The 20194-nt window shown below is 62.0% G+C and carries 18 protein-coding genes; 9 read left to right on the forward strand and 9 right to left on the reverse strand.

From position 1 onward, the window contains the following. Positions 1 to 104: 104 nt before the first annotated feature. Both BM321_RS08820 and BM321_RS08825 read left to right on the forward strand, forming a co-directional pair. A complete protein-coding gene (locus BM321_RS08820) occupies positions 105 to 1493 on the forward strand; it encodes a transporter substrate-binding domain-containing protein (RefSeq protein WP_092442232.1) in 1389 nt (462 codons plus the stop codon). Positions 1494 to 1656: 163 nt separating this feature from the next. Then, positions 1657 to 1944, forward strand: coding sequence for a DUF3509 domain-containing protein (locus BM321_RS08825; protein ID WP_092442233.1), 288 nt, complete (start codon positions 1657 to 1659; stop codon positions 1942 to 1944). Between the two features lie 324 nt (positions 1945 to 2268). Here BM321_RS08825 and BM321_RS08830 read toward each other — a convergent pair whose 3' ends face one another. After that, a complete protein-coding gene (locus tag BM321_RS08830; protein ID WP_092442234.1) occupies positions 2269 to 3468 on the reverse strand; it encodes a CaiB/BaiF CoA transferase family protein in 1200 nt (399 codons plus the stop codon). A 148-nt stretch (positions 3469 to 3616) separates the two neighbouring features. Here BM321_RS08830 and BM321_RS08835 point away from each other — a divergent pair, with 148 nt between their 5' ends. The 3 genes from BM321_RS08835 to BM321_RS08845 all read left to right on the forward strand — a co-directional run bounded on the left by BM321_RS08835 (position 3617) and on the right by BM321_RS08845 (position 7504). Next, complete coding sequence (locus BM321_RS08835; RefSeq protein WP_092442235.1) at positions 3617 to 4159, forward strand: YaeQ family protein; 543 nt, start codon at positions 3617 to 3619, stop codon at positions 4157 to 4159. A gap of 167 nt (positions 4160 to 4326) precedes the next feature. After that, positions 4327 to 6036, forward strand: a complete 1710-nt coding sequence (recJ, locus tag BM321_RS08840) for a single-stranded-DNA-specific exonuclease RecJ (protein WP_063322820.1) — start codon at positions 4327 to 4329, stop codon at positions 6034 to 6036. 361 nt (positions 6037 to 6397) lie between these two features. Then, positions 6398 to 7504 carry an NADH:flavin oxidoreductase/NADH oxidase gene (locus tag BM321_RS08845; protein WP_092331525.1) on the forward strand — a complete coding sequence of 369 codons (1107 nt, stop codon included), beginning with the start codon at positions 6398 to 6400 and terminating at the stop codon, positions 7502 to 7504. Positions 7505 to 7688: 184 nt separating this feature from the next. On the opposite strand, the gene BM321_RS08850 is transcribed toward BM321_RS08845, so the two are convergent. Next, entirely contained in the window at positions 7689 to 9317 is a 1629-nt protein-coding gene (locus BM321_RS08850; RefSeq protein WP_092331522.1) for a glucan biosynthesis protein D, read from the reverse strand. A gap of 361 nt (positions 9318 to 9678) precedes the next feature. On the opposite strand from BM321_RS08850, the gene BM321_RS08855 reads away from it, so the two are divergent. The 3 genes from BM321_RS08855 (at position 9679) to BM321_RS08865 (ending at position 10689) form a co-directional block, all read left to right on the forward strand. Next, a complete protein-coding gene (locus tag BM321_RS08855; RefSeq protein WP_003198116.1) occupies positions 9679 to 9864 on the forward strand; it encodes a hypothetical protein in 186 nt (61 codons plus the stop codon). A 190-nt stretch (positions 9865 to 10054) separates the two neighbouring features. Continuing rightward, complete coding sequence (locus tag BM321_RS08860; protein ID WP_256573426.1) at positions 10055 to 10288, forward strand: AbrB/MazE/SpoVT family DNA-binding domain-containing protein; 234 nt, start codon at positions 10055 to 10057, stop codon at positions 10286 to 10288. Beyond that, positions 10288 to 10689 carry a type II toxin-antitoxin system VapC family toxin gene (locus tag BM321_RS08865; protein WP_092442237.1) on the forward strand — a complete coding sequence of 134 codons (402 nt, stop codon included), beginning with the start codon at positions 10288 to 10290 and terminating at the stop codon, positions 10687 to 10689. Before BM321_RS08860 ends, BM321_RS08865 begins: the two co-directional genes overlap by 1 nt. Positions 10690 to 10744: 55 nt before the next feature. Here the strand turns inward: BM321_RS08865 and BM321_RS08870 are convergent, their stop codons facing one another. The 7 genes from BM321_RS08870 to BM321_RS08900 all read right to left on the reverse strand — a co-directional run bounded on the left by BM321_RS08870 (position 10745) and on the right by BM321_RS08900 (position 19117). Further along, positions 10745 to 12169 (reverse strand): gamma-aminobutyraldehyde dehydrogenase, encoded by a 1425-nt coding sequence (locus tag BM321_RS08870; RefSeq protein WP_092442238.1) that lies wholly within the window; start codon positions 12167 to 12169, stop codon positions 10745 to 10747. A gap of 158 nt (positions 12170 to 12327) precedes the next feature. After that, a complete protein-coding gene (locus BM321_RS08875) occupies positions 12328 to 13146 on the reverse strand; it encodes an ABC transporter permease (protein WP_092442239.1) in 819 nt (272 codons plus the stop codon). Beyond that, entirely contained in the window at positions 13136 to 14083 is a 948-nt protein-coding gene (locus tag BM321_RS08880) for an ABC transporter permease (protein ID WP_092442240.1), read from the reverse strand. Before BM321_RS08880 ends, BM321_RS08875 begins: the two co-directional genes overlap by 11 nt. 1 nt (position 14084) lies before the next feature. Continuing rightward, positions 14085 to 15122, reverse strand: coding sequence for an ABC transporter ATP-binding protein (locus BM321_RS08885; protein ID WP_092202285.1), 1038 nt, complete (start codon positions 15120 to 15122; stop codon positions 14085 to 14087). A 177-nt stretch (positions 15123 to 15299) separates the two neighbouring features. Continuing rightward, on the reverse strand, positions 15300 to 16451 hold the full coding sequence (gene ydcS, locus BM321_RS08890; protein WP_092442241.1) for a putative ABC transporter substrate-binding protein YdcS: 1152 nt from the start codon (positions 16449 to 16451) through the stop codon (positions 15300 to 15302). Positions 16452 to 16541: 90 nt separating this feature from the next. Then, complete coding sequence (locus tag BM321_RS08895) at positions 16542 to 17999, reverse strand: gamma-aminobutyraldehyde dehydrogenase (RefSeq protein ID WP_092442242.1); 1458 nt, start codon at positions 17997 to 17999, stop codon at positions 16542 to 16544. Between the two features lie 203 nt (positions 18000 to 18202). After that, positions 18203 to 19117, reverse strand: a complete 915-nt coding sequence (locus tag BM321_RS08900) for a LysR family transcriptional regulator (protein WP_092442243.1) — start codon at positions 19115 to 19117, stop codon at positions 18203 to 18205. A 183-nt stretch (positions 19118 to 19300) separates the two neighbouring features. On the opposite strand from BM321_RS08900, the gene BM321_RS08905 reads away from it, so the two are divergent. After that, a complete protein-coding gene (locus BM321_RS08905; protein ID WP_092442244.1) occupies positions 19301 to 20011 on the forward strand; it encodes a tellurite resistance TerB family protein in 711 nt (236 codons plus the stop codon). Positions 20012 to 20194 lie beyond the last annotated feature (183 nt).

The raw sequence follows: 20194 nt of genomic DNA on the forward strand, positions 1-20194 counted from the left end.
CATTTTGAAGCCCGTCTCCTGACGGGCTTTCTTGTTTCTGCATGCCAAACTGGCCGGGTTTTCGCCCTTGGAGGGATGGGCGAGTCATCTCGAAGGAAATGCAGATGTCGTTTTTTATCAAAGGCAAACCAGCCCTGGGCTGGGTAATGGGCCTGGCCCTGATGTACTGGACGCAGGGAGGCAACGCGGCGCAGTTGGCGGCTTTCGAAACACCCCCGCCCAACCCTGTCGAACGGCTGGTGCTGGACGCGCAGGAGTTGAAATGGATCAAGGAGAACCCCCGGGTCATCGTGGCCACGATGCAGTTTCCGTTGTACCTGTTCAAGAATGAACAGGGGCAGTGGAATGGGCTGAACCACGACGTTCTCCAGCGCATCGCTCACATGACCGGCCTTGAGTTCGTGCATCGGGAATCGTTCTCCCCCGGCGAGTTGCTGACCATGCTGGAAAATGGCGAAGCCGACATGACGACCCTGCTGGCGATGAATGAAGAGCGTCGGGACTTCCTGAGTTTCAGCCATGCATTCGGTGGTTCCGGTTGGGTCTTCGTCGGCCGTGACGGGGAGTCGTCCCTGCATTCGCTCGAGCAGCTCGAAGGCAAGGTCCTGGCACTGCCGGCACGCCATGCATTGGAAGCGGAAATCAGGCGCGATTACCCGGCGATCGAATTGCGCACGACCAAGACCTTTGGCGAGGCGCGGGCGCTGGTGGAGAGCCGGGAAGCCTATGCCACCATCGAAAATGAAACCGGGGTGCATCTCTATCCCGCCGGACAGTTGCAGGTCGGCAGCGGCCTCGAGGGCAAGTGGGAACCGGACTACCTGGCGGTGCGCCAGGACCTGACTGTGCTGTTGAGCATCTTGAATAAAGCGCTGGAAGCCTTCCCCGCCGAGGACATGCGTGCACTGCGTTCGAAATGGATGGCCGGTGCGACTCCCGTCCAGGCGCCATCGCTCTGGGAGCGGATCTCCCGCTGGGGCTACTGGTGTGTGACCGTGGTCGTGGTGTTTGGCCTCTTGTCCCTGCTGTGGAACCGCCGGCTGCAGATACAGATCGACCAACGCCTCAAGGCGGAAGCGGTCCTCAAGGACCAGTTGATGCTCCAGCGGGCCTTGATGGATGCCATTCCCGACCCGATTTTCATCTGTGATCTGGAAGGGCGCCTGATCATGTGCAACAAAAGCTATGAAGACCAGTTTGCGACCCGCTTCGAAAAACTGCGGGGCACGCGGCTTACCGACTCGGCGTCATTCCCGCCGGCCACCGCCGAGCTGCTGCATGGGGAAGTGATGGAGCAATTGCGCACCGGCCAATCTCGATTCGTCGACCGGCAATTGATGTTCAGCGGCGGATTGCGGGAAATCTATCATTGGTCGGTGCCGTTCTATGGGGCTGATGGACAGCTGCGCGGCATTCTGGGCGGCTGGACCGATGTCGGGCGGCGCTGGCGCCGTCGCGACAGGGGCCTGGCTGAGCCGGCCGTCACCCCGTAACGGTTGTCGGAGAACGCTGTTGTTTGCCTGTCATATTGGACGCGCATGCTCGGTTGAACAGGTTGAAGGCATGCCGGTTCGGTGCGCTGACGAACTTTCTGCTGCGGCCCACGGTCATTTACTGTGCACATGCAGTTGTTTCGGACTATTGAAGGGTGAGCGAATGGAAAGTATCAGCCTATTGCTGAATGAAGCCTTGAGCCCGTATCAGGTCTCGCTGACTCCCTCCGGCGCCAAGGGCGAATGCCGGGTGACGCTGAAGAATACCAGCGGGGTCACCATGGTCGAGCGAGTGTTCAATCAGGCCCAATTGACCGACAAGCGTCAGTTGACGGACGTAGTCGATGGCCTGCATCGCGATGTGCTGATTGCCGAGGGGCGCCTGGAGCCCTGTGTGATTGCGGCGCTGCGCAATCTGGCGCGCGACAAGGTCATGATCGCGGCGAATTGACTGGGCTTTTGTGGGAACCTTCCTACGTCTTGACGAGTCAGACCCTTTACCAGCAAGAGCGAGCATTGTGCTCCGGTGCTTGTCGCTTGTTGTACGGACCTTGAATGGTCACGTTTAACCCCGAGTCGTCTCCCCACTTCTCGGGGTTTCTTTTTGCCCGGCGTTTATGTTTCTGGTGTGTTCTGTCGGACGCTGGAAGCTTTTGTGGGAGCGAGCTTGCTCGCGATAGCGGTGTGCCAGTCAACATCAAGTCGACTGGGCCGACGCTATCGCGAGCAAGCTCGCTCCCACAGTTTGATCTCCAGTGGCTGCCCCTGCCTTGTCTCAAATGGCGCCGTCGCTGCGCAGTTTGGCGATCTGCTGTGGGTCGTAGCCCAGCTCACCGAGCACTTGCGCGTTGTGTTCACCCAGTGCCGGCCCGACCCATTCGCAGGCGCCCGGGGTGTCGGAGAGCTTTGGTACGATCCCCGGCATCTTGAACGCCTTGCCGTCCGGCAGCTTGGCCTGCAGGAACATTTCACGGGCGAGGAACTGCGGGTCGCTGAACATATCCTCGGCGCTGAAGATCCGACTGGCCGGCACCCCGGCCTGGTTCAGTTGGTCGATAACGCTATCGAGCGGCAGCGCGTTGACCCAGCGATCGATGACCCCGTACAGCTCGTCACGCCGGCTGTCACGGCCATCATTGCTGGCCAGTTGCGGGTCATTGGCCAGGTCGTCACGGCCGATGATCTGCATGAAACGCTTGAAGATCGCATCGCCGTTGGCGCCAATCTGCACGTGCTTGCCATCGGCGCTGGTGTGGATGGACGAGGGGGTGATGCCGGGCATGATGTTGCCGGTGCGCTCGCGGATGAAGCCGAACACGTCGAACTCCGGCACCATGCTTTCCATCATGGCGAAAATCGCCTCGTACAAGGCCACGTCCACCACTTGCCCGGTGCCGCCGTTGATCTCCCGGTGACGCAGGGCCATCAATGCGCCAATCACGCCCCAGAGGGCGGCGATGGAGTCGCCGATGGAGATCCCGGTGCGCACCGGTGGGCGGTCTTCGAACCCGGTGATGTAGCGCAGGCCGCCCATGGATTCCCCCACCGCGCCAAACCCCGGCTGGTCTTTCATCGGCCCGGTCTGGCCGAAGCCCGAAAGCCGCACCATCACCAGTTTCGGGTTCAGGGCATGCAGCACATCCCAGCCCAGGCCGAGCTTTTCCAACACGCCGGGGCGAAAGTTTTCGATCAGGATGTCGGCTTCGCCGAGCAGTTTTTTCAGGATCGCCAGGCCTTCGGGGTGCTTGAGGTTCAAGGTCAGGGATTGCTTGTTGCGTGCCTGGACGAACCACCACAACGAGGTGCCTTCGTACAGCTTGCGCCACTTGCGCAGCGGATCACCGCCGTCGGGCGATTCGACCTTGATGACTTCGGAACCGAATTCGCCGCAGATGCGCGAGGCGAAGGGCCCGGCGATCAAGGTGCCCAGTTCGATGACTTTGACGCCGGCAAGGGGTTTGGCAGTAAGCGACATGAACGGATCCTGTAGGACAAAGGCAGAACGAATAGAGCGTTTTATCACAGGCCAGGGCCGGTCGCCGCAGGTCGATGGTCGGCAATTCGTGGATTGCCTGCGTCATCGGTTAGACTTGCCGCCTTTCCTCGTATCAAGAAGCCCGTTCATGGCCCAGCCGTCCACGACCTACAAGTTTGAACTGAACCTCACCGACCTCGACCGCAATGTGTACGAGAATGTGAAGCAGACCATCGCCCGCCACCCTTCGGAAACCGAAGAGCGCATGACCGTGCGCCTGCTGGCCTACGCGTTCTGGTACAACGAGCTGCTGGCGTTTGGTCGTGGTCTGTCAGACGTCGATGAGCCTGCGCTGTGGGAAAAAAGCCTGGATGACCGTGTGCTGCACTGGATCGAAGTCGGCCAGCCGGATGCCGATCGCCTGACCTGGTGCTCGCGCCGGACCGAGCGCACCAGCCTGCTGGCCTATGGCAGCCTGCGGGTCTGGGATGGCAAGGTGATCCCGGCGGTCAAGAACCTGAAGAACGTCAACATCGCCGCCGTGCCCCAGGAAGTGCTCGAAACCCTGGCCCAGGACATGCCCCGGGTGATCAAGTGGGATGTGATGATCAGCGAGGGCACGATTTTCGTGACCGACGACCGTGGCCAGCATGAAGTCCAGCTGCAATGGTTGCTGGGCGAGCGTGGTTGAGCCGCCCCGGCATCAAGTGAACTCATTGTGGGAGCGGGCTTGCTCGCGAATACGGTAGATCAGTTTGCATTTATGTTGAATGTGCCGCCGCTTTCGCGAGCAAGCCCGCTCCCACACAAGCTCCCTGCCAGAATTTTCACGATTATCCAGAGAAATGTCGTCACCCCATGCGCATAGAACCCCGCCAACTGCCCGATACCCTGCCATTTCTCGGTGACCTGCCGCCCCTGTTGACGCGCCTGTACGCGGCACGCGGCGTGCAGTCCGAGGCTGAACTGGACAAGAGCCTGGCGCGCCTGATTCCCTTTCAGCAGCTCAAGGGGATCGACGCCGCGGTGGATCTGCTGGTGACGGCGTTGGAGCAGCGCCAGCGCATCCTGATCGTGGGTGACTTCGATGCCGATGGCGCGACCGCCAGCACCGTGGGGATGCTGGGGTTGCGCCTGCTCGGTGCAGCCCATGTCGATTACCTGGTGCCCAATCGCTTCGAATATGGCTACGGGCTGACCCCGGAAATCGTCGAAGTCGCCCTGGCCCGCGAACCGCAGTTGCTGATCACCGTGGATAACGGCATCTCCAGCGTGGAAGGCGTGGCGGCGGCGAAAGCGGCGGGGCTCCAGGTGCTGGTCACCGACCACCACTTGCCTGGCCTCGAATTGCCGGCGGCCGATGCCATCGTCAATCCGAACCAGCCGGGCTGCGAATTCCCGAGCAAGGCCCTGGCCGGTGTCGGGGTGATTTTTTACGTACTGATGGCCCTGCGGGCGCGTCTGCGCAGCCTCGGGTGGTATGCCAGTACCCCCCAGCCGAACATCGGCGAATTGCTCGACCTGGTGGCCCTGGGCAGCGTGGCCGACGTGGTGCCCCTGGACGCGAATAACCGGATCCTGGTGCACCAAGGCCTGGAACGGATTCGCGCCGGACGCGCCCGTCCCGGCATCAAGGCGATCCTGGAAGTGGCCAAGCGCGACGCTTCACGGATTACCTCCACCGACCTCGGATTTATCCTCGGGCCGCGTCTGAATGCGGCAGGGCGCCTGGACGACATGAGCCTGGGCATCGAATGCCTGCTCACCGACGACCCGGCCCTGGCGCGGGAGATGGCGGCGCAACTGGACGGCATGAACCAGGACCGCAAGTCCATCGAGCAAGGCATGCAGCGTGAAGCCCTGGCTCAGCTCAAGGACCTGCCCGTGGAGTCGATGCCATTCGGTTTGTGCCTGTTCGATCCACAGTGGCACCAAGGAGTCATCGGCATTCTCGCCTCGCGGATGAAAGAGCGCTATTTCCGCCCGACCATTGCCTTTGCCGATGCCGGGGACGGTTTGCTCAAGGGCTCGGGGCGCTCGGTACCGGGCTTTCACATTCGCGATGCGCTGAGCGTGGTGGCGGCGCAGCATCCGACCTTGATCAGTAAGTACGGCGGTCACGCCATGGCGGCGGGGTTGACGTTGCCGGAAGCGAATTTTCCGTTGTTCGCCGAAGCGTTCGACGCGGAAGTGCGCCGGCAATTGCGCGAAGAAGACCTGACCGGCCGGCTGTTGTCGGATGGCACCCTGGCGGTGGAGGAGTTCCACCTCGAACTGGCCCGGGCGTTGCGCCATGCCGGTCCCTGGGGCCAGCATTTCCCGGAGCCGATGTTCCATGGCGTATTCCAGTTGGTCGAACAACGCGTGGTGGGCGAGCGGCACCTGAAGGTCATTCTCAAGAGCGAGTGCGGCTCGGTGAAGCTCGACGGCATCGCCTTCGGCATCGACCGCGAGATCTGGCCAAACCCTACCGTGCGCTGGGTGGAACTGGCCTACAAACTCGACCTCAACGAGTTCCGCGGCCAGGAAACGGTGCAGTTGATGATTGCCCATATCGAACCGCGCTAGCCTCTAGCTGTTAGTTCCTGTGGCGAGGGGATTTATCCCCGCTGGGCTGCGCAGCAGACCCCAAAATATCCCAGCAAACGGCATTGGTCGGGTTCACGGCTGCTTCGCAGCCGAACGGGGATAAATCTCCTCGCCACAAAGTCACAGGCCCGATCGAGAGTAATCTGGCCACACCGTCGGTTTTTAAGTTCTGAACCCTCCCGCCTCCCGGGTTGTCGACTAGGCTCTAAGCACTGCTTGATAGCCCTTGTGACGTCTTGTCGAATTTTTTGCCCGCGGGGGCGGGTGTTGCACCTTTTTGTCACTCGTCGACTTTTCAAACAGAACCCTGGAGCCTGCCCACTGATTCGAGAGGTGCCCCATGAGTCTGCTGCTGGAACCCTATACCCTTCGCCAATTGACCCTGCCCAATCGCATCGCGGTATCGCCGATGTGCCAGTATTCGAGCACCGATGGCCTGGCCAACGATTGGCACCTGGTGCATTTGGGCAGTCGCGCCGTGGGCGGTGCCGGCCTGGTGTTTACCGAAGCCACCGCCGTGACCGCCGACGGTCGTATCACCGCCCAGGATCTGGGGCTGTGGAACGATGAACAGATCGAACCCTTGCAACGCATCACCCGGTTCATCACTGCCCAAGGGGCCGTGCCGGGCATACAGCTGGCCCATGCCGGGCGCAAGGCCAGCACCTGGCGACCTTGGCTGGGCAAGCATGGCAGCGTCAAACCGGAGGATGGCGGTTGGGTGCCGGTCGGTCCGTCGCCGATTGCCTTCGACCCGCAACACACCCCGCCGGTGCAGTTGGACGAAGGGCAGATCGCCGGGGTGATCCAGGCCTTCGTGGATGCGGCCAAGCGCGCCCTCACGGCCGGCTTCAAGGTGGTCGAGGTCCACGCGGCCCATGGTTATCTGCTGCATCAGTTCCTGTCGCCCTTGAGCAATCAGCGGCGCGACCAATACGGCGGCTCGTTCGAGAACCGCATCCGCCTGGCGCTGCAAGTCACCGAAGCGATCCGGGCCGTATGGCCGCAAGAGCTGCCGGTGTTCGTTCGCGTCTCCGCCACCGATTGGGTCGAGGACGGTTGGAACCCGGATGAAACCGTGGAGCTGGCGCGGCGCTTCAGGGCGCTGGGAGTGGACCTGATCGATGTGTCATCGGGCGGCACGGCCGCCAATGCGGAAATCCCCACCGGCCCGGGTTACCAGACACGCTTCGCCGAACGGGTGCGCAAGGAATCGGAAATCGCCACCGGCACCGTCGGGATGATTACCGAGCCGGCCCAGGCCGAACATATCCTGCGCACCTGCCAGGCCGACATCATTTTCCTGGCCCGCGAATTGTTGCGCGATCCGTACTGGGCCCTGCATGCCGATGATGACCTGGGCGGCCGCAAGGCCACGTGGCCGGCGCAGTACCAGCGGGCCACGCATCGGGACCAGCCGATTCATGAGTCGGATTTGCGCGATTGAGTGCCCCGTAAAACAAAAAGCCCCGGTCGTGTTGGCCGGGGTTTTTTTTATCTGGCTGAAATGTTCGGTGCCTGTACTTGCCTCATCGCGAGCAAGCTCGCTCCCACAGGGATTTCTGTAACCACAGATCCCGTGTGGGAGCGAGCTTGCTCGCGATGGGGCCAGCCCAGGCGCTGGATAGCGATCAGGGATACTTGCGCTTATCCGGTGCCGGCGGGAAGTACTGGTACAACCAGGTCTCGCTCAAGGTGCGGTCCTTGGTGCGAATGAACAGGCGCATCTGCACCGGGTCCACCCGGTCGTCGGTCGGGTACCAGTCGAAGGTAATGCGGTAGCCCTTGATCGCATCCAGCACCAACACATTGAAGTCCTTCACTTCGCCGTGGGAGCAGGTCACCACCGGTTCGATGCCGGTGCCCGGCGGCAGTTGATCGAGGCCGCCGCCGCTGAAGTCCACGGCGAAACGACGTGCCCAGACAGTCGGGTAATGCTCCCCCGGTGCCCAGCCTTCGATGAAACCGCCCATGCCTGAACGGGTGGCGTCGACGTGGGCCAGGTCGGTGCTGACCGGCGGCAGCGCGCTCCAGTAGAGCTTGTAGCCATAGTTCAGCGAATCACCGGCGGCCACCGGTTTTTTCGGCGTCCAGAACGCGACGATGTTGTCCAGGGTCTCTCCGGTGGTAGGAATTTCCAGCAGGTCCACCGAGCCTTCGCCCCACGCCGTCGTCGGTTCGACCCACAGGCTTGGGCGTTTGCTGTACCAGTCGACCGTGTCCTGGTAACTGGCGAAGTCGTGGTCGGTCTGCACCAGGCCGAAACCTTTCGGATTCTTGTCGGCGTAGGCATTGAATTGCAGGGTGGCAGGGTTGTTCAACGGACGGCAGACCCACTCACCATTGCCGCGCCACATGGCCAGCCGGTCGGAGTCGTGGATTTGCGGGTGAATGGTGTCGCACATGCGCCGTTCGACGGTGCCGCAGCTGAACATGCTGGTCATGGGGGCGATACCCAGTTGCTCGATGGCGGTACGGGCATTGATGTGCGCATCGATTTCCATCACCACCCGGGTCGGCTGGCAATCGATGTCGAACCGATAGGCACCGGTGGCGCTGGGGGAGTCGAGCAGGGCGTAGACCACGAAACGGGTGCTGTTCTTGTCCGGGGTTTCGAACCAGAACTTGGTGAAGTCCGGGAATTCCTCACGCTTCTTGGCGTAGGTGTCGATGGCCAGGCCGCGGGCCGACAGCCCGTACTGGCCGCTGGCATCCACGGCGCGGAAATAGCTGGCCCCCAGGAACGAAACGATGTCGTGCCGATCCAGCTCCGGCGCCTTGAAGACACGAAAGCCGGCGAAGCCCAGGTCACCCGTCAGTTGCGAGGTGTTGACCGTGGTTTTCTCATAGTTGAACAGTTCCGGACGGAAGTGCACCTCACGGGCCATACGCGTCTTCGGGTCGACGCTGTACATGCGTACCGGCTGCTTGAAGCCCATGCCGACATGGAAGAACTGTGCATCCAGTTGTCGCCCTTCCAGGTCATTCCATAACGAGTGATTGACGTCGTATTGGATGGCGTTGAACTGCAGCGGCGACATTTGCGCCAGGGTGGGTGGCAGGACTTGCTTGGTGTCGACGTAGCGGCTCTCGGCCAGCCGCCGGGCCTGATCCTTCAAACCGTTGAAATCGAAGGGACGGGCTTCGCCGTCGGCAGTCTGATCGGCGGCCCAGGCGCGTGCGGCCATGAGCCCGGAGGCCGACAGCCCGGTGTAGGCGGCGAAGGCCATGGAGGCCTTGAGCAGATTCCTGCGGTGCATAAATACAACCTTTCTCGAAACAATCCCGCGCCGATCCTGGCGACAGAGATTGGTAAATGAGTTCGGACATGCCTTTGGCCAAACGCGACGAACGTTAGAACAGATGCCTGAGAGCTGGATCGGTTCACCGAGGCGCAAAATCATAGGGGAAATGTGGGTTTTGAGAGAAAGGAAAGCGTGGCTTGGTCAAATTTTCTTACAGTTATTTCTTTTTTTATAAGGATTGCGGCATTTTTTGACTAATTACTCTAAAACTCCCTTCTCACGCTTTGAATCCTCCCTATTCTTTAGCGTGATAGACGATCTAACCCGGGTTCAGACGGCGCTATCAGGTCAACCTCGACGTAAAGAAGGACAACTCATGACGAAAATACAGGGCATTACCGAAATGCTGGGGATCTTTCCAGGCCTGACCAACCCGCGCAGGACACGCCGGCTCAGCCTTGAAGAATTGAGACTGGTGGAACGCTATCGGGAGTTGTCGGAAAACGACCGTATCGCCATGCGCTACCTGGTGGATGCGATGAGGAGTGTTTCGAGGTTCTGAGGACCTGGAACTGTTATTGGCGAAAGTGCCGCCCAGGTCAGCCGTGTACTGATGCCGCCCGCATCCAGGACAACGGCGGAGCGACGAGGCAAGTAAGCTTACGATCAGTGGCGGTTGCGACTTTGGAAAGGAAGTATTACTTTTTTTGAAGAGGTAATACTTCAAGGGGGTATCAAAGGTGTCGACAACAATGACAAGCAAGGGGCAGGTCACGATCCCCAAGCCAATTCGTGATGCATTGCACTTGATTCCAGGTTCTGCGATTGAGTTCAGCGTCAATGCCCAAGGTGAAGTGGTGCTCCATGCCGGCAAGCCTCCAATGCCATCCAAGGCCACCCGCGATCGCTTCGAGGCCGTCCGTGGCAAAGCGGATATCAAGTGGCGTACGGATGACCTCATGGCGCTGTTGCGCGGTGAAGATTGATGATATTGGTCGACACCAATGTCTTGATCGATGTGCTGGAAGACGATCCCGTGTGGGCTGACTGGTCAATCCAACAACTGCGCGCCCAATCCCAAGCCCATGATCTTGTCATCAATCCGATCATCTACGCCGAACTGTCCCAGACCTTCTCCACGTTCGAGGCGCTGGACGAGGTGATTTCCGAGCTCAGGCTGCTGGTGCAGGATATATCACGGCCAGCATTGTTTTTGGCGGGGAAGGCATTCGTGCGCTATCGAAAAGCGGGGGGCGGGAAGAACAATGTGCTGGCGGACTTCTTCATCGGAGCCCATGCGGCGGTAAATGGCTTGCCGCTGCTCACCCGGGACGCCAAGCGTTATAGAAACTACTTCCCCTCAGTCAAGTTGGTGGTGCCCTCCTGACGGGGACGTCACCATGACCCGACGCTAACGTCCGGCCATGGTGGGAGGCCACGGCTCAGTGCTTGAACATCACATGCCGCACCACCGTGTAGTCCTCCAGCCCATACATGGACATGTCCTTGCCATAGCCGGAACGTTTCTGACCGCCATGGGGCATTTCACTGACGAGCATGAAGTGGGTGTTGACCCAGGTGCAGCCGTATTGCAGGCGTGCCGACAGGCGATGGGCGCGGCCGATGTCGGCGGTCCAGACCGATGAAGCCAGGCCGTAGTCCGAGTCGTTGGCCCAGGCCAGCACTTGCGCTTCGTCGACGAATGGGGTGACGGACACCACCGGCCCGAAGACTTCCCGGCGGACGATTTCGTCATCCTGTTGGGCGTCGGCCAGCACCGTCGGTTCGAAGAAGAACCCGTTGCCGTCCACGGCCTTGCCACCGGTGACCAGGCGGATATGCGGCTGGGCGATGGCCCGCTCGACGAAAGCGGCCACGCGGTCGCGGTGCTGGGCGGTGATCAGCGGGCCCATCTCGGTGTCGGATGCGGTTTGCAGGCCGTACTTGATGCTGCCCACCGCGGCGCCGAGTTTCTCGACGAACTGCTCGTAGATGCCTTGCTGGGCATAGATGCGGCAGGCGGCGGTGCAGTCCTGGCCGGCGTTGTAGAAACCGAAGGTGCGGATGCCTTCCACGGCCGCGTCGATGTCGGCATCGTCGAAGATGATCACCGGGGCTTTGCCGCCCAGTTCCATGTGCATGCGCTTGACGCTGTCGGAGGTGCTGGAAATGATGTTCGAGCCGGTGGCGATGGAGCCGGTCAGCGACACCATGCGCACTTTCGGGTGGGTGACCAGCGGGTTGCCGACGGTCTGCCCACGGCCGAAGATCACGTTGAGTACGCCGGCCGGGAAAATCTCCGAGGCCAGTTCCGCCAGGCGCAGCGCCGTCAGCGGGGTTTGCTCCGACGGCTTGAGCACCACGGTATTGCCGGCGGCCAGGGCCGGGGCGATTTTCCAGGCGACCATCATCAGCGGGTAGTTCCACGGCGCGATGGAGGCGATGACGCCCACCGGGTCGCGACGGATCATCGAAGTGTGCCCCGGCAGGTACTCGCCGCCCGCCGAACCGCTCATGCAGCGGCTGGCACCGGCAAAGAAGCGGAACACGTCGGCAATCGCCGGGATCTCGTCGTTCAGTGCGGCGCTAAGGGGTTTGCCGCAGTTGTCCGACTCCAGCTTCGCCAGTTCCTCGCCGTGGGCTTCGATGGCGTCGGCCAGTTTGAGCAGCAACAGGGACCGGTCCTTGGGCGCAACCTGCGACCAGCTGTCGAAGGCGCTGTCGGCCGCACGGACGGCGGCATCGACCTGGGCTTCGCTGGCCTCGTTGATTTCCACCAGCACTCGCCCCAACGAGGGGTTAAACACGGCCTGGCCGGGGCCTTCGCCGTCTACCAGATGGCCGTTGATCAGCAGTTTGGTTTGCATGTCCAAGTCCTCTCTTGAATGTTTCCCAAGTCCCCTGTGGGAGCGAGCTTGCTCGCGATGGCTGTGGTCATTGACCCTTTGCAGCGACTGACACGACGCCTTCGCGAGCAAGCTCGCTCCCACAGGATTGCGGTTCCCCAGTGAGCGATCACTGTTGATTATTTCCCGCCGCTACCGGCCACGCTCTCACCCCCACGGGTCAGGTAATACGCGCTCAATATCGGCAACATCGTGACCATCATCACCAGCATCGCCACCACATTGGTCACCGGCACGTCGCGCGGGCGGCTGAGCTGGTTGAGCAGCCACAGCGGCAGGGTGCGTTCGTGGCCCGCGGTGAAGGTGGTGACGATGATTTCGTCGAACGACAGCGCGAAGGCCAGCATCCCACCGGCCAGCAGTGCCGACCCCAGGTTGGGCAGGATGATGTAGCGGAAGGTCTGCCAGCCGTCGGCGCCCAGGTCCATCGAGGCCTCGATCAGGCTGTGGGAGGTACGGCGCAGGCGGGCGATCACGTTGTTGTAGACGATCACCACGCAGAAGGTGGCGTGGCCGACGACGATGGTGAACATCCCCGGTTCGATGCCCAGGGTCTTGAAGGTCGCCAGCAAGGCAATGCCGGTGATGATCCCCGGCAAGGCAATCGGCAGGATCAGCATCAGCGAAATGCCCTGTTTGCCGAAGAACTCGCGGCGGTACAGCGCCGCCGAAGCCAGGGTGCCGAGCACCATGGCGATCAGCGTGGCGATGGCCGCGACCTGCAACGACAGCTTGATCGCCTCCAGCACATCCGGGCGCGAGAAGGCGACGCTGAACCACTTCAGGGTCAGGCCCTTGGGTGGGAAACTGAAGGCCGCGTCCTCGGTGTTGAAGGCGTAGAGGAAGATGATCAGGATCGGGAAATGCAGGAACACCAGCCCGCCCCACGCCGCGATCCGCAAGCCCCACGAGGCCCGGTCTTGAGAGTCAGAGCGCATCGAAAGCTCCCAGTCGCTTGACGATGGATAGATAGACCGCGATCAGCACGATAGGCACCAGCGTGAACGCCGCGGCCACGGGCATGTTGCCGATGGCGCCTTGCTGGGCGTAGACCATGCTGCCGACGAAGTAACCCGGCGGGCCCACCAACTGGGGCACGATAAAATCCCCCAGGGTCAGCGAGAAGGTGAAGATCGAGCCGGCGGCAATGCCCGGGATCGACAGCGGCAGGATCACCTGCGTGAACGTCTGGCGTGGCTTGGCGCCCAGGTCCGCCGAGGCTTGCAGCAGCGAGGGCGGCAGGCGCTCCAGGGACGCCTGGATCGGCAGGATCATAAACGGCAGCCAGATGTAGACGAACACCAGGAAACGCCCCAGGTGCGAGGTGGACAAGGTGCTGCCACCCACGCCTGGGATCCCCAGCACGAACTGCAACACCGGTCCCAGGCCCAGGTGCTGGACGAACCACTGCGCCACGCCGCCCTTGGCCAGCAGCAGCGTCCAGGCGTAGGCCTTGACGATATAGCTGGCCCACATCGGCAGCATCACCGCGATGTAGAAAAACGCCTTGGTCTTGCCGCGGGTGTAGCGCGCCATGTAGTAGGCGATCGGGAACGCGACGATGGCGCTGGCGATGGACACGGCAATCGCCATGTTCAGGGTGCGCAAAATGATGTCGAAGTTCGAGGGCTGGAACAGCGCCGCGAAGTTCGCCAGGGTCAGGTCCGGCGTGACCGCCATGGTGAAGTCATCGAAGGTGTAGAAACCTTGCCACAGCAACGTCAGCAGCGAGCCGAGGTAGATCGCGCCGAACCAGAGCAGTGGCGGCACCAGCAACATCGACAGGTACAGGTTGGGCCGTCGGTACAGCAGGTTGGCAAAGCGCCGCAGCGGCGAACCGGGCGCAGGCGCTTGGGTGATGGCCAGGGTGTTCATCTCACACCTCGCCACTGACGGTGTCGTGCAGCGCCACCATCGCCTCACGGGCCCAGCGAACGCTGAGGTGCTGGCCGGTCTGGTGCTGGGCCGCGTTGTCGAGCCACTGGGTGTTGGCCTGGCTGAGGTTCAGGGTCTGGCCATTGGCAAGTTTCAATTCGTAGCGTGTGGCGCTGCCCTGGTACTGGATGTCGTGCAGCAGGCCGTGGACCTCGATTTCATCGCTGGCCAACGGGCCCTCGGCAAAACGCACGTGTTCCGGGCGGATCGAGAAGGGCTGTGGATAACCGCTCAGTTCCCGGGCCAGCTCGCCACGAATCACGTTGGAGGTGCCGACGAATTCGGCGACGAAGGTGGTCGCCGGTTTCATGTACAGGTTGCGTGGGGTGTCGACCTGTTCGATGCGCCCCTTGTTGAACACCGCCACGCGGTCGGACATCGACAGCGCTTCGGTCTGGTCGTGGGTGACGAAAATGAAGGTGATGCCCAGCTGGCGTTGCAGCTTCTTCAATTCGCCCTGCATCTGTTCACGCAGCTTCAGGTCCAGGGCGCCCAACGGTTCATCAAGCAACAACACGCGCGGACGGTTGACCAGCGCCCGGGCCAGGGCCACGCGTTGACGCTGGCCGCCGGAGAGCTGCACCGGCTTGCGTTCGCCATAGCCACCCAAGGCGACCATTTCCAAAGCTTCGTTGGCGCGCTGGATGCGCTCGGCCTTGGCGACGCCTTTGACTTTCAAGCCGTAGGCCACGTTGTCGCGCACGTTCATGTGGGGGAAGAGGGCGTAATCCTGGAAAACGGTGTTGACGTCCCGCTGGTACGGCGCGAGCCCGGTGGCTTCTTCGCCGTGGATACGAATCGAACCGGCACTGGGTTGCTCGAACCCGGCGATCAGCCGCAGGCAGGTGGTCTTGCCCGAGCCGGACGGGCCCAGCATGGAAAAGAACTCGCCGTCCTGGATATCAATGGAGACCCGGTCAACGGCTTTCACATCGCCGAACTGACGGGATACCTGGGTGAACTGGACTGCAAGCGTCATGGTGCGGGGCTCCAAAAAACGGGGCTTGTGTTGAACATGGCTGAATCGTCGGGCGAGGGGCTTGGTGGGAGCAAAGCTTGCTCGCGATACGGGCGCCTCGGTTTTCCAAGAAACCGCGTCCTCTTCATCGCGGGCAAGCCTTGCTCCCACACAGAGAACTACACCGGCTGATTGGGCTTAGCGCCCACCCATGATCGCAATGTAGTCCTGGGTCCAGCGGCTGTACGGCACGAACTTGCCGCCCTCGGCCTGTGGGGTTTTCCAGAAGGCGATCTTGTCGAACTGATCGAAGCCGTTGGTCTTGCAGCCTTCGGCGCCCAGCAGTTCGCTGCCTTTGCACGCTGCCGGCACCGCAGGCAAGGAACCGAACCACGCAGCCACGTCACCCTGGACTTTCGGTTGCAGCGACCAGTCCATCCACTTGTACGCGCAGTTGGGATGCTTGGCCTCGGCGTGGAGCATCGTCGTATCGGCCCAGCCGGTGGCGCCTTCTTTCGGAATGGTCGAGGCGATCGGTTGCTTCTCGTTCATCAGGCCGTTGACCTGATACGGCCAGGCACCGGACGCCACCACGCCTTCGTTCTTGAAGTCGCTCATCTGCACGGTGGTGTCGTGCCAGTAGCGGTGGATCAACGGCTGCTGAGCCCTCAGCAACTCCAGCACGGCCTTGTATTGGGTTTCGTCGAGTTGGTACGGGTCCTTGATGCCCAGCTCAGGCTTGGCGGTCTTGAGGTACAGCGCCGCGTCGGCGATGTAGATCGGGCCATCGTAGGCTTGCACGCGCCCCTTGTTCGGCTTGCCGTCGGGCAGGTCCTGGGCGTTGAACAGCACGCTCCAACTGGTGGGCGCCTGCTTGAACACGTCGGTGTTGTACATCAGCACATTCGGGCCCCATTGATACGGGGTGCCGTAGGTCTGCTGGTTGACCACGTACCACGGCGCATCCTTCAGGCGCGGGTCGAGATTCTTCCAGTTGGCGATCAGCGCGGTGTTGATCGGCTGCACGCGCTTGCCGGCAATCAGCCGCAACGAGGCGTCGCCGGAGGCGGTGACCAGGTCATAGCCGCCCTTGGTCATCAGGCTGACCATTTCGTCGGACGTGGCGGCGGTTTTCACATTGACCTTGCAGCCGGTTTCCTTCTCGAAACCGCTGACCCAGTCGTAGGCCTTGTCGCTTTCGCCGCGTTCGATGTAACCCGGCCAGGCAACGATATCCAGTTGGCCTTCGCCGGCACCGACGGCCTTGAGCGGTTCGGCGGCCTGGAGGCTGACGCTGGTCAGCAGCGCCGTGGTGAGTGCACTGAGCAATACGGTCTTGTGCGCGTACATGGAAATCCCTCTTGCTTTAATTATGGTCGGGGCAGTTTTCGAACCGGGTGAAACGCCATGGCTGGCCTGTTATTAGAGTAGTGCTATTGGCTACAGATGCTGGCCGTGGCGGGCCATGATGTGGCGCACCACGCTGTAGTCCTGGAGCGAATCGCTGGACAGGTCCTTCCCGTAACCCGAACGTTTCAGGCCGCCGTGGGGCATTTCGCTGACCAGCATGAAATGGCTGTTGATCCAGGTGCAGCCGTATTGAAGCCGCGCCGCCACCTGCATGGCCTTGTCCAGGTTCTGCGTCCACACCGAGGAGGCCAGGCCGTATTCGGAGTCGTTGGCCCAGTCCACCGCCTGGCTGAGTTCGTCGAAACGGGTCACGGTGACGACCGGGCCGAACACCTCGCGCTGGACGATTTCATCGCTTTGCTTGCAGCCGGCCAGCAGCGTGGGTTGGTAATAGAAACCGGCGCCGGAATGCACCGCCGCGCCAGTGATGCGTTCGATGTGCGGCTGGCCGAGGGCGCGCTCGACAAAACTGGCCACGCGGTCGCGCTGGCGGGTGCTGATCAGCGGGCCGATCTCATTGTCGGCGTCGCGCTTGCCGGCAAAGCGCAGGCTGCTGACCGCCGCGCCGAGCTCGGCCACCAGGCGGTCGTGAATCCCGCCCTGGGCGTAGATCCGGCAGGCTGCGGTGCAATCCTGCCCGGCGTTGTAATAGCCGTAGGTGCGCACGCCTTCGACCACGGCCTGGATGTCGGCGTCGTCGCACACGATCACCGGCGCCTTGCCGCCCAGTTCCAGGTGCGTGCGCTTGAGGGTTTTCGCCGCCGCCTGGAGGATCTTCTGCCCGGTGACGATATCGCCGGTCAGCGAGACCATGCGCACTTTCGGATGGCTGACCAGATGGCTGCCCACACCTTCGCCGCCCCCGCAAATGATATTGATGACGCCTCGCGGCAGGATCCTGGCCAATGCCGGGGCTAGGGCCAGGATCGACAGCGGCGTGTGTTCCGAGGGCTTGAACACCAGCGTATTGCCGGCGGCCAGGGCTGGGGCGATTTTCCAGGCGGCCATCATGATCGGGTAATTCCACGGCGCGATGGACGCCACCACGCCAATCGGGTCGCGGCGCACCATGCTGGTGTAGCCGGGCAGGTATTCGCCACTGAGCTGGCCGGTCTGGCAGCGCACGGCACCGGCGAAGAAACGAAAGACATCCACTGTGGCGCTCAGGTCATCCTGGCGCGCCAGGTGCAGCGGCTTGCCGCAGTTCAGGGATTCGAGGCGGGCCAGCTCATCGGCGTTCTTTTCGATGGCGCTGGCGACGTCCAGCAACAGGTTCGAGCGTTGTTGCGGCGTGGTGCGCGACCAACCGTCGAAGGCGCGATGGGCGGCGAGGATCGCGGCTTCCACCTGTTCGGTGCTGGCCTCGGCGATGTGAGCCATCACCTCACCGGTGGCCGGGTTGAGGATCGGCTCGACAAGGCCTTCACCGGCAACGAACTCTCCGTCGATCAGCAACGCGGTGCACAACGGGGTTTGCGTGCCAGCCATGTCCGGTTTCTCTATTTATCGGTTGAAACACAGAACCTGTGGGAGCGAGCTTGCTCGCGATGGCGGTCTATCCGTCGACAATTGCTTTAATGACACTCCGCTATCGCGAGCAAGCTCGCTCCCACAAGGGATCGTGGTGATGCAGCAAGACTAGTGCTCAGCCTCTAGGCCTACAAATTCGAAATACTCAAGGCTGCATTCGATTAAATAGATGGCTTGCGGCCGCCATGAGGTTGTTCCCGGGCGACGGCCAGGAACGGGTCGACCGACGCCGGTCGCGCCGTGCCCCGGCGCCAGGCCAGGCCTACGTCGAGGGTCTGGTTGAGGTCGGCGATCGGCCGGGCTTCGATGATGTCGCCTTCCAGCGACCAGGGCCGGTAAGTCATGTCCGGCTGGATCGACACGCCCAATCCCGCCGCCACCAGGCTGCGCACCGCTTCGGTCGAAGCGGTGCGCAGGGTGACCCTCGGTTGCAGGCCGGCGCCGCGCCACAGGCGTTGGGCGTTGCGGTCCATTTCATCGACGTTCAGCTGGATCAGCGGTTCGCGGGCCACGTCGGCCAGGTTGATGCTGTCGTGTTCCAGCAGCGGATGCTGCGCCGGCAACCACAAGCGGTGTGGCGAATGGGTCAGGACTTCGGTCTGCAAGGCGTGACGGTCTTCCAGGTTGGACAGGATCAGCACCCCGACGTCGATTTCGCCGCTGACCAGCAAATGCTCGATGTACGGCCGTTCGTCCTCCATCACGCGGATCTCCACGTTGGGGTAGGCACGCTGGAAACGGGTGAGCAGGTCCGCCAGGTAATAGCCGGCGACCAGGCTGGTGACACCAATGGTGACTTGGTCGGCCACCTGATCGGTGCTTTGTTGCAGGCTGCGCTTGGCGTTGTCGACAGTGGCCAGGATCAAATGGGCCTGGCGCAGGAATTGATGGCCCTGGTGGGTCAGGGTCATGCCCTTGGCGTGGCGGCTGAACAGGCTGACGCCGATGTCCTGCTCCAATTGCTGGATCGCCAGGGTCAGGGTGGACTGGGAAATGAACGCCGTTTGCGCAGCGGCGGAGATGGAGCCGGTTTCGGCCACGGCGATGAAGTGGCGGATCTGACGCAGGGTCATCATGGGTATGTACCCGGTGGGCGATTTTATCGATGTGCTGGAGTGTATATCGTTTTTTCAGAAGGGTAGGCGAGTGCGGCTTCGAATGAGCCAGGCAACATCTGGAAGCAATCTCGCCTGCAGCGTCAGGGCACTTTCGATCTAGGCTGGGGGCCTTACGTTGACCCGACAATGTGGAGGCGACACATGAACACCCGTGGATTGCTCGATCAGCTTCTCAAGTCCGGCCAGGAAATGTTGCAGAACAAGGCTGGCGGCTCACAGGGCAAATCGTCCGGCGGCCTGGGCGGGTTGCTCGGCGGCTCCGGCAACCTGGGCGGGATGCTTTCCGGCGCGGGCGGCGGGGCCCTGGCCGCCGGGGCCATGGGCCTGTTGCTGGGCAACAAGAAAGCTCGCAGCTTCGGCGGCAAGGCCCTGGCCTACGGTGGCCTGGCTGCCTTGGGCGTGATCGCCTACAAAGCCTATGGCAACTGGCAGGCCCAACAGGGCACCGCGCCGAAAACCGAACCGCAGACCCTCGACCGCGTGCCCCCGGCGCAGGTTGAACAGCATAGCCAGGCGATCCTCAAGGCCCTGGTGGCGGCGGCCAAGGCCGACGGTCATGTGGACGAGCGGGAACGGCAGTTGATCGAAGGTGAATTCACCAAGCTCGACAACGACCAGGAGTTGCAACACTGGCTGCACGCCGAACTCAACAAACCCCTGGACCCCGCCGACGTCGCCCGCGCCGCCAGCACCCCGGAAATAGCCGCGGAAATGTACATCGCCAGCGTGATGCTGGTGGACGAGGAAAACTTCATGGAGAAGTCCTACCTCGACGAACTGGCGCGTCAACTCAAGCTGGAGCCGGGGTTGAAGGTGGAACTGGAAAAACAGGTGCGCCAGGCGACCGCCTAGAACAGCCCCAACGCGATTCCCTGCGGGAGCGAGCCTGCTCGCGATGGCACCCGCTCAGTCACAGCATTTTTGACTGATGCACCGCTATCGCGAGCAAGCTCGCTCCCACAGTGGTTTTGGGGTGTTTGGCAGCCCAGTGTCCCAACGCTATTCCCTGTGGGAGCGAGCTTGCTCGCGATGGCG

This window comes from Pseudomonas sp. NFIX10 (assembly GCF_900111955.1).
In the GTDB taxonomy this organism is placed as follows: Bacteria; Pseudomonadota; Gammaproteobacteria; order Pseudomonadales; family Pseudomonadaceae; genus Aquipseudomonas; species Aquipseudomonas fluorescens_AA.

Coding starts and splice junctions, on each gene's coding strand:
- BM321_RS08850 (WP_092331522.1), bottom strand. CDS start 9,317: ATGCACCGCAGGAATCTGCTCAAGGCCTCCATGGCCTTCGCCGCCTAC.
- BM321_RS08825 (WP_092442233.1), top strand. CDS start 1,657: ATGGAAAGTATCAGCCTATTGCTGAATGAAGCCTTGAGCCCGTATCAG.
- BM321_RS08860 (WP_256573426.1), top strand. CDS start 10,055: ATGACAAGCAAGGGGCAGGTCACGATCCCCAAGCCAATTCGTGATGCA.
- BM321_RS08865 (WP_092442237.1), top strand. CDS start 10,288: ATGATATTGGTCGACACCAATGTCTTGATCGATGTGCTGGAAGACGAT.
- BM321_RS08835 (WP_092442235.1), top strand. CDS start 3,617: ATGGCCCAGCCGTCCACGACCTACAAGTTTGAACTGAACCTCACCGAC.
- recJ (WP_063322820.1), top strand. CDS start 4,327: ATGCGCATAGAACCCCGCCAACTGCCCGATACCCTGCCATTTCTCGGT.
- BM321_RS08855 (WP_003198116.1), top strand. CDS start 9,679: ATGACGAAAATACAGGGCATTACCGAAATGCTGGGGATCTTTCCAGGC.
- BM321_RS08830 (WP_092442234.1), bottom strand. CDS start 3,468: ATGTCGCTTACTGCCAAACCCCTTGCCGGCGTCAAAGTCATCGAACTG.
- BM321_RS08905 (WP_092442244.1), top strand. CDS start 19,301: ATGAACACCCGTGGATTGCTCGATCAGCTTCTCAAGTCCGGCCAGGAA.
- BM321_RS08875 (WP_092442239.1), bottom strand. CDS start 13,146: ATGCGCTCTGACTCTCAAGACCGGGCCTCGTGGGGCTTGCGGATCGCG.
- BM321_RS08820 (WP_092442232.1), top strand. CDS start 105: ATGTCGTTTTTTATCAAAGGCAAACCAGCCCTGGGCTGGGTAATGGGC.
- BM321_RS08870 (WP_092442238.1), bottom strand. CDS start 12,169: ATGCAAACCAAACTGCTGATCAACGGCCATCTGGTAGACGGCGAAGGC.
- BM321_RS08880 (WP_092442240.1), bottom strand. CDS start 14,083: ATGAACACCCTGGCCATCACCCAAGCGCCTGCGCCCGGTTCGCCGCTG.
- BM321_RS08845 (WP_092331525.1), top strand. CDS start 6,398: ATGAGTCTGCTGCTGGAACCCTATACCCTTCGCCAATTGACCCTGCCC.
- BM321_RS08885 (WP_092202285.1), bottom strand. CDS start 15,122: ATGACGCTTGCAGTCCAGTTCACCCAGGTATCCCGTCAGTTCGGCGAT.
- BM321_RS08900 (WP_092442243.1), bottom strand. CDS start 19,117: ATGATGACCCTGCGTCAGATCCGCCACTTCATCGCCGTGGCCGAAACC.
- BM321_RS08895 (WP_092442242.1), bottom strand. CDS start 17,999: ATGGCTGGCACGCAAACCCCGTTGTGCACCGCGTTGCTGATCGACGGA.
- ydcS (WP_092442241.1), bottom strand. CDS start 16,451: ATGTACGCGCACAAGACCGTATTGCTCAGTGCACTCACCACGGCGCTG.